General features: G+C 63.0%; 7 protein-coding genes. 4 read left to right on the forward strand and 3 right to left on the reverse strand.

Translation table 11 applies throughout. The features are described 5' to 3' along the window. Positions 1–185 precede the first annotated feature (185 nt). Positions 186–1514: an ATPase, T2SS/T4P/T4SS family gene (locus SH809_08830; GenBank protein ID MDZ4699794.1), complete on the reverse strand. Its 1329-nt coding sequence runs from the start codon at positions 1512–1514 to the stop codon at positions 186–188. A 122-nt stretch (positions 1515–1636) separates the two neighbouring features. Beyond that, positions 1637–2437 carry an alpha/beta hydrolase gene (locus tag SH809_08835; protein ID MDZ4699795.1) on the reverse strand — a complete coding sequence of 267 codons (801 nt, stop codon included), beginning with the start codon at positions 2435–2437 and terminating at the stop codon, positions 1637–1639. Between the two features lie 125 nt (positions 2438–2562). Here SH809_08835 and SH809_08840 point away from each other — a divergent pair, with 125 nt between their 5' ends. The 4 genes from SH809_08840 (at position 2563) to SH809_08855 (ending at position 6848) form a co-directional block, all read left to right on the forward strand. Beyond that, on the forward strand, positions 2563–5454 hold the full coding sequence (locus SH809_08840; protein ID MDZ4699796.1) for an insulinase family protein: 2892 nt from the start codon (positions 2563–2565) through the stop codon (positions 5452–5454). 38 nt (positions 5455–5492) lie between these two features. Further along, positions 5493–5729 carry a hypothetical protein gene (locus SH809_08845; GenBank protein ID MDZ4699797.1) on the forward strand — a complete coding sequence of 79 codons (237 nt, stop codon included), beginning with the start codon at positions 5493–5495 and terminating at the stop codon, positions 5727–5729. 82 nt (positions 5730–5811) lie between these two features. Beyond that, the gene (locus tag SH809_08850) at positions 5812–6207 is read left to right on the forward strand and encodes a hypothetical protein (GenBank protein MDZ4699798.1); all 396 of its coding nucleotides are present in this window, start codon (positions 5812–5814) and stop codon (positions 6205–6207) included. Between the two features lie 44 nt (positions 6208–6251). Continuing rightward, the gene (locus tag SH809_08855) at positions 6252–6848 is read left to right on the forward strand and encodes a GNAT family protein (GenBank protein ID MDZ4699799.1); all 597 of its coding nucleotides are present in this window, start codon (positions 6252–6254) and stop codon (positions 6846–6848) included. Between the two features lie 48 nt (positions 6849–6896). Here SH809_08855 and SH809_08860 read toward each other — a convergent pair. Beyond that, on the reverse strand, positions 6897–7207 hold a 311-nt coding region (locus SH809_08860; protein MDZ4699800.1), incomplete at its 5' end, for a hypothetical protein.

Below are 7207 nucleotides of genomic sequence, written 5' to 3' on the forward strand. Positions count from 1 at the left end.
TGCCAGTCTGATGGCTGGATTACTTCGTAAGTCGCTTCGCTCGTTTCCCGCCTTCGCGGGAGCCTGCCCCCGGCTTTGACCGGGGGATGACGATGCCTTGGATTGTGGAAATCCCAACAGTCTCTGAACGTTCAACCGCGATCCTTAAACCAAATACCTTGCACCTCAAACCTTAAACCGCGAGACTACGCCGCTCCCAGCACCTGCTGCAGCCGCTTTTTGTTGTTCGCGTAGTTCATCGCCGTTTCGCCGGAGATCTTGCCGGCTTTGAGCAGCGCCGCCAGATCCTGCTCCAGCGTCACCTGGCCCTGCGCGCGGCCTTCCCACATCATCTGGTAGATCTCGTTTACGTTGCCGCTCTTGATGGCCGCGCGGGCAGAGGGCGTCATCCAGAGAACCTCCTTGACCATGATGCGGCCGCCGCCGACCAGCGGGACGAGCTTCTGGCTGATGATGCAGCGCAGCACGTCCGCCAGGCGGTAGCGGATGCGTTCCTGCTCGTCCGAGCCGTATTCACCCACGATGCGGGATATACTCTCGATGGCCGAACTCGTGTGGAGGGTGGAAAAGACCTTGTGACCCGAGTCCGTCACTTCGATGGCAGCGGAGATCGTCTTCGGGTCGCGCATTTCCCCGATCACGATGATGTCGGGGTCCTGGCGGAGCGACTGGACGACGCCGTCGCTGAACGAGCCGACGTCTTTCCCCACTTCACGGTGGCGGACGATGCAGCGTTTCGATCCGTGCATGTATTCGATCGGCTCGCCGATGATGACGATGTGGCCGGCGGTGCGGCTGTTATTCGCATCGATGATGGCGTCGAGCGTGGCGCTTTTGCCCGACCCCGTGACGCCCGTCACCAGCGTCAACCCATCGCGGACATGTTCGAACAACAGCCCCTTCTGGATGGTCGGATGGAAGCCGAGCGCCTCCATGCTCCTCAGTTCGTTCGAGATGGCGCGGACGTTGAGGGCCAGGTTGTCGCTGTCGAAATAGATCGTCATACGAAACCGGTGCCACTCGCCATTGTCCTTGCCGGCCATGAGTTGGTAGGACAAATCGACCGCGAAGTTCTTGAGCAGGTTCATCGTCTGCACTTCGCTCAACATGTTCAGGAAAAACACGTTGCAGTCGGCCGGCGAGTAGTTACCCAGCTTGCTATACGGCTTTTTATCGCCATGCACGCGGTACCAGACGTTGGTCCGACACGACTCCCCACCCATGTCCAGGTCGCTCGCGTTGATCCGGATCATGTGCCGGACGAGCCCTTCCAGATGCTTCGTGATGTCGGCGCGCTGGTTCTCGTCGAGGCTGCGAAGCGCCTTGGCGACGCCCTTCAGATTGTCGATGCCGCGTAGCGATCGAGGCACGCGTTGCAGGACTTCCTCGCAGGCGGCTGGCGGATACGGGGCGATCTGGGCCTCGGAAACCACAGCCGAGCGCTCAACTCTGGCGCCAGGGGACGTAAGGACCGCCGCGTCGCCGGAGGCGTCGGCATCGGAATAGGGATTCATACCGTCGGTTGGGAAACGGTGGCGAGGGAGTGGCGGGAGCACGCCAGGGCGGCTCCGGCGCACGAACGCAGGGTGGGTATAGAGAGGATCGACGGTCGACGTGAAAGGTTAAGCGGCCGGCTTCAAGCCAGCGCCGGCCGACAGCCTACGGACTTCAGAAAGGCGATGGAGATCTCGTTGAACGCATCCGGCTGGTCTACATTGCAGACATGCCCCGAGTCCGCGATAATCTGCAACACGCTGTTCCGGTGGCGCGCCACGAGCGCGCGGACCGGCGGGAGGAAGAGGTGATCCTCCTCCCCCATCAGGTAGAGCGTCGGCGCCGGCAGCTCGCGCTCCCGATAGAATCTCAATAACGGGTTTAGTTCGTACGTGAGCCGGAACCAGCGGAGGAATTCTTTCTGGCAGACCTTCCGCGCCTCGCCGATGAACAGCAGGCGGGACTCGCGGTGCCGTTTGCGGGGCATGATGATCCAGGCGAACAGGCTGTAGAGCCAGAGGTATGGCATCACCCGTTTGAACAGATTGCCCAGGCCGACGAGGAAGCGGGATCGGATGTCGAGCCGGACGATCGCCCCGCCGAGCACGGCGGACTGGATGCGGCCTGGGGCGAGTTCCGCCAACACACGGATGATGAGCGAGCCGAGCGAAATGCCTATAAAATGGGCTTTTTTGATGGCCAGATGATCGAGCACTTCGATGATCTCCCGACTGATCTCCTCGAACGAATAGGTGCCGGGATGGCGCTGATCGATGTGGTCCTGCGACTTCCCGTGGCCGCGCAGATCCAGCAGAAGGACGTTAAAATGGGCTTTATACGCCCGGATCTGCTTGTACCAGATGGACGAGCTCCCGCCGGCGCCGTGGACGAACACCACCCAGTCGCGGCTCGGATCGGATTCGTGTTTTTTATAGTAGAGCATCGTCCTTAACCCTTAAACATCGAACCATGAACCACCCTGCGCCAGAACAGCCAATCCTTTTGCGCGTTGAGAAGCGATATGTTTCCTCACGCCGGCATCAGCCGGCGATCAGCCCAGTGGATCCCATGAACGTCGACCGACTATCCGGCCTGCTCTTTTTGGTGCTCTTCGTAGCCGCCGGCTGCGCATCAACCGACCCGACCCCATCGGCCACGACGGTAACGGCTTCCCCACCCGTATCGGTCGCCAGCGCCTCCCCCTTAGCCGATGCACTCCCCCTGGATCCCGCCGTGCGGGTCGGCCAGCTGCCCAACGGGCTCAGGTACTTTATCCGCCACAACGAAGAACCCCGCAACCGGATGGAGATGCGGCTCGCCATCGACGCCGGCTCCCTCCTGGAGGCCGACGACCAGCGCGGACTGGCCCACTTCCTCGAACACATGCTCTTTAACGGAACCCGCCGCTTCGAAAAAAGCGCGCTGGTGGACTTCCTCGAGCGCACCGGCATGCAATTCGGGGCCGACGTCAACGCCTACACATCGTTCGACGAAACCGTCTACGAACTCACCATCCCGGCCGACAGCGCCGAAATCGTCGCCCGATCCTTCGATGTACTGGAGGACTGGGCGGCCTACGCCACCCTCGACGCCGAGGAGATCGATAAAGAGCGCGGCGTGGTCGTCGAAGAATGGCGTCGCAGCACTCAGAACGCCGGCGGGCGGATTCGCGAAAAGACCCTCCCGGTGCTCCTGCACGAGTCCCGCTACGCGACCCGCCTCCCCATCGGCGACACCACGACGATCCGGAACGCCCCTCGCGAGGTCATAGAGCGCTTCTACCGGCACTGGTACCGGCCCGATCTCATGGCTGTCGTGATCGTCGGCGATATCGACGTTGACGCCATCGAGGCGGAAATCCAAACCCACTTCGCCCATCTCCCCAATCCCGCCGACGCCCCGGCGCGAGCCACCTACCCGGTGCCGGGCCATGCCGAACCGCTCTACGCCATCGTCACGGACCCCGAGTATCCGTACACGACGGTAGCGACCTACTACAAGCATAACGCCCGCTCGTTCGAGACCGTGGCCGACTACCGGGACCGAATCGTCGCGGGCCTGTTCGACAGCATGCTCAACAAGCGGCTCAGCGAGATCGCCCAGCAGTCGGCCCCCCCGTTTGTCGGCGCGAGCGTTTCGCAGGGCGCTATGGTGCGTTCGTCGGCCTTCCACAGCCTGGGCGCCCAGGTGCAGGAGGACGGCATACTCGCGGGCCTCGAGGCCCTGCTCGTCGAGGCCCGGCGCGTGCGCGAACATGGCTTCACGGCCTCCGAGCTCATGCGCGATAAACAGGAGACCGTACGCGCCTACGAGCGGGCGTTCAACGAACGCGAAAACACACAGTCCGCCCGATTCGCCAACGAATACGTCGCCTACTTCCTGGAATCCGAGCCGACGCCGGGCATCGCGTACGAATACGACCTCGTCCGCCAGCTCATACCGGACATCACGCTGGCCGACGTCAACCGCCGCGCCGCTGAGTTGATATCGGACAGCAATCGGGTGATGCTGGTCACGATGCCCGAAAAAGCCGGCCTCGTCCCGCCCTCAGAAGCGGACCTTGCCGCCGTCTTCGCCGCCGCCGAAAGCACACCGATCACGCCGTGGGTCGATGCCGTGAGCGAGGCCCCCTTGATGGCCAGCCTTCCCACACCGGGCTCGATCGTCGAGCGGACAGGGATCGACTCGCTGGACGTCACCGCGCTCACGCTTTCGAATGGCATCCGCATCTACCACAAACCCACCGACTACAAGGACGACGAGGTGCGCTTCAGCGCCACCAGCCCGGGCGGCACCTCGCTCGTGGACGACGATGCGTACTTCACCGCGTCGAGTGCAGCGATGCTGGTAGGGCAGAGCGGAGTGGGTCCGTTCGACCCCATCGAGCTCGAAAAGGCCCTCTCCGGCAAGGTGGTCTCGGTGGCGCCGTTTATCAGCTCGTACGACGAAGGCCTGGGCGGCGGCGCTGCGCCCGCCGACCTCGAAACCATGTTCCAGCTCATCCACCTCTACTTCACGGCCTCGCGGGTGGACAGCTCGGCCCTGACGTCCTACCAGAACCGAATGCGCGCCTACCTGCCCAATCGGGCCTCGACGCCGCAGGGGGTCTTCCAGGACTCGCTCGTCCAGGCCCTCTACGCCGGCCACCCGCGCGCCCGCGTCCCCACGCTGGATATGGTGGAGACGCTCGATCTCGATGCCGCCCACCGGTTCTATCAGGACCGCTTCGCCGACGCGAGCGATTTTATCTTCACGTTTGTAGGCAACTTCGATCCGGACACCCTCGAAGCGCTGGCACAGACCTACCTGGGCAGCCTGCCGGCCCCGCGCCGAGGCGATGCCTGGCGGGATGTCGAACCGTCGATTCCGAACCGCCTCGTCGATGTTTCCGTGAGCAAAGGCATCGCGGACCAGAGCCAGGCGCTGCTCATTTTCCACGGGCCGACGGACTACACCCGCGAGAGCCGGCACGCCCTCCGGTCCATGGTCGATGTCTTTAACATCCTCCTCCGCGAAGACCTCCGCGAGGCGCGCGGCGGGGTGTACAGCGTTTCCGCCCAATCCAGCATCGACGAGAAGCCCCGACCTGAGTACCAGATCTCGGTCAGCTTCACGTGCGACCCCGCGCGCGTCGATGAGCTCGTCGCCGCCGTGTTCGATCAGATCGAGTCGCTCAAAACCCTCGGATCCTCCCCCGAAAACCTGGAGAAGATCAAGGAGCAGCAACGCCGGAGCCGGGAGACGCAGAAGGAGACCAACGGCTTCTGGACGGGGATTCTGGATTTCTACAGCACCCATCCCGACGAGGACTGGCTGGACGTCTTCCGCTATGAGGAGATGATCGAAGCCATCGACGCCGGCGACATCCAGGCCGCCGCGCGGCAGTATTTCGACGAAAGCCGGTACGTCCGCGCCGTGTTGTACCCCGAGGCCGCGCCCGTCGCGCCCGGCTCGAATTGACGTGTTGCCACCCCCTGAACCGGCTGCACGTCCGCCCCATGCCAATGCCGGCCTGGCAGGACGAGGTTTGCGTCGACACCTCGCCGTCCGGCCATAACGGACTTCTCGCCTGGCGTGAGTTTGTCGTCCGCGACGCGGCCCGGCTCGGCGACCGCATCACCTCCGAGGTACAGGGTGATGGCATGCGGTATGACTATGCGCTGTACCGGTTGGAGGGGGATACGCGCCGGCTACTCGCCGTGACGCGTTCCTCTTACCCGGGATCAACCCCGTAAACATAGTGTCGGCTTTCGCATCCACTTTGCGCCTTTAGAATCAGTGTCCCCGTTCACAAGCACCATTCCAGAGGGAAAGATCATGGCTGTAGTGTCCGATTTCACGATAATCCACGGCGTCAGTACCGGTATCACAATGGGAGACGGTGGCTTCCATCCTGTATTCGAGACCACGTTCAACACCGGCGGCCGGCACAGCGTAGGCCATGCCTTCATCACATTCATGGTCCGTGGCCTCACGGTAGCCACACAAGCGCCGTTGATCCGAATCAACAACGTGGATGTCGGGAGAATCGCCCCCTATACCGGGGCCAACGCGCAGCACTGGTTTACGCAAACGATCAACATCTCTGGCGGCGCGCTGAACAACGGCAACAACGAGTTTGAGGTCCATGCCGCCACCAGCGAGAACGCCGCGGGGACATACGACGACTACGTGCTCAAAAACATCATGTGCTTTTTCCAGCAGGATGTATAGACGGCCGGTGCGTACATTCGGGTCCGGACCAACAATCCGACCCTATGTCGCAAGTGATCGACCTTGAACGTCACCTCTCTGGCGCCCACGTCCGCCTCGAACCGCTCCACCCGGACCACCTGGATGCGTTGTGCGCCGTCGGGCTCGACCCCGATCTCTGGCGCTGGATCCCTATTCAGGTCCACACCCGCGACGACATGGCCGCGTATATCCTCGCCGCCCTCGCCGGCCGAGATCGGGGCGACATGGTTCCATTTGTCATCATCGACCCGCAAACCCGGCAGGTGGTGGGAAGTACGCGGTACATGAACATGGACCTTGCGAACCGGCGCGTCGAGATCGGATCGACGTGGGTGGCGGGGCCGTGGCAACGAACGGCGGTCAACACCGAGGCGAAGCTCCTGCTGCTCCGCCATGCCTTCGAGGAGCTGGGCTGCGTCCGCGTAGAACTCAAGACCGACGCCTTAAACGAGCGATCCCGACGCGCCATCTTGCGGCTGGGGGCGAAGGAAGAAGGAACGCTCCGGAAGCACATGGTCACGGCTTCCGGGCGGATTCGCGACACCGTCTACTTCAGCATTCTCGATACCGAATGGGAGGCTGTTCGCGCCGGCCTGGAAGCGAAGCTGACACCCCCCTGAGCCCCGTCGTTCGGACACGATACCTCGTGTCCCATCCCCTCCCCGACTTCAGAATACAAACGTCACCCCCAGCTGCGGCGCCACCAGGTCAGTCCGCGAGCGCTGGACATCGAACGTGACCTGCCCGTTTTCGCGGCGGATCGAGCCGCGTTTCAGGTACTCCGCGTTGCCGCCGAGGAGGTATTGCACGCCGGCATGGAGTAGAAATGAGGTCGTGCGCCCCGTCTCGCTGGTGCTGCTGCCCAGGTGGAAGTCCACGCCGGCGCCGGCGCCGTAGCTCGCGGTGAAGTCGTCGAAGTTCGTCGAAGAGGCTACGTCTTCGTCGGACCCGATGTCCTTGATCGACGTGCTGGTAAACA

This window comes from Rhodothermales bacterium, from assembly GCA_034439735.1.
Taxonomy (GTDB): domain Bacteria; phylum Bacteroidota; class Rhodothermia; order Rhodothermales; family JAHQVL01; genus JAWKNW01.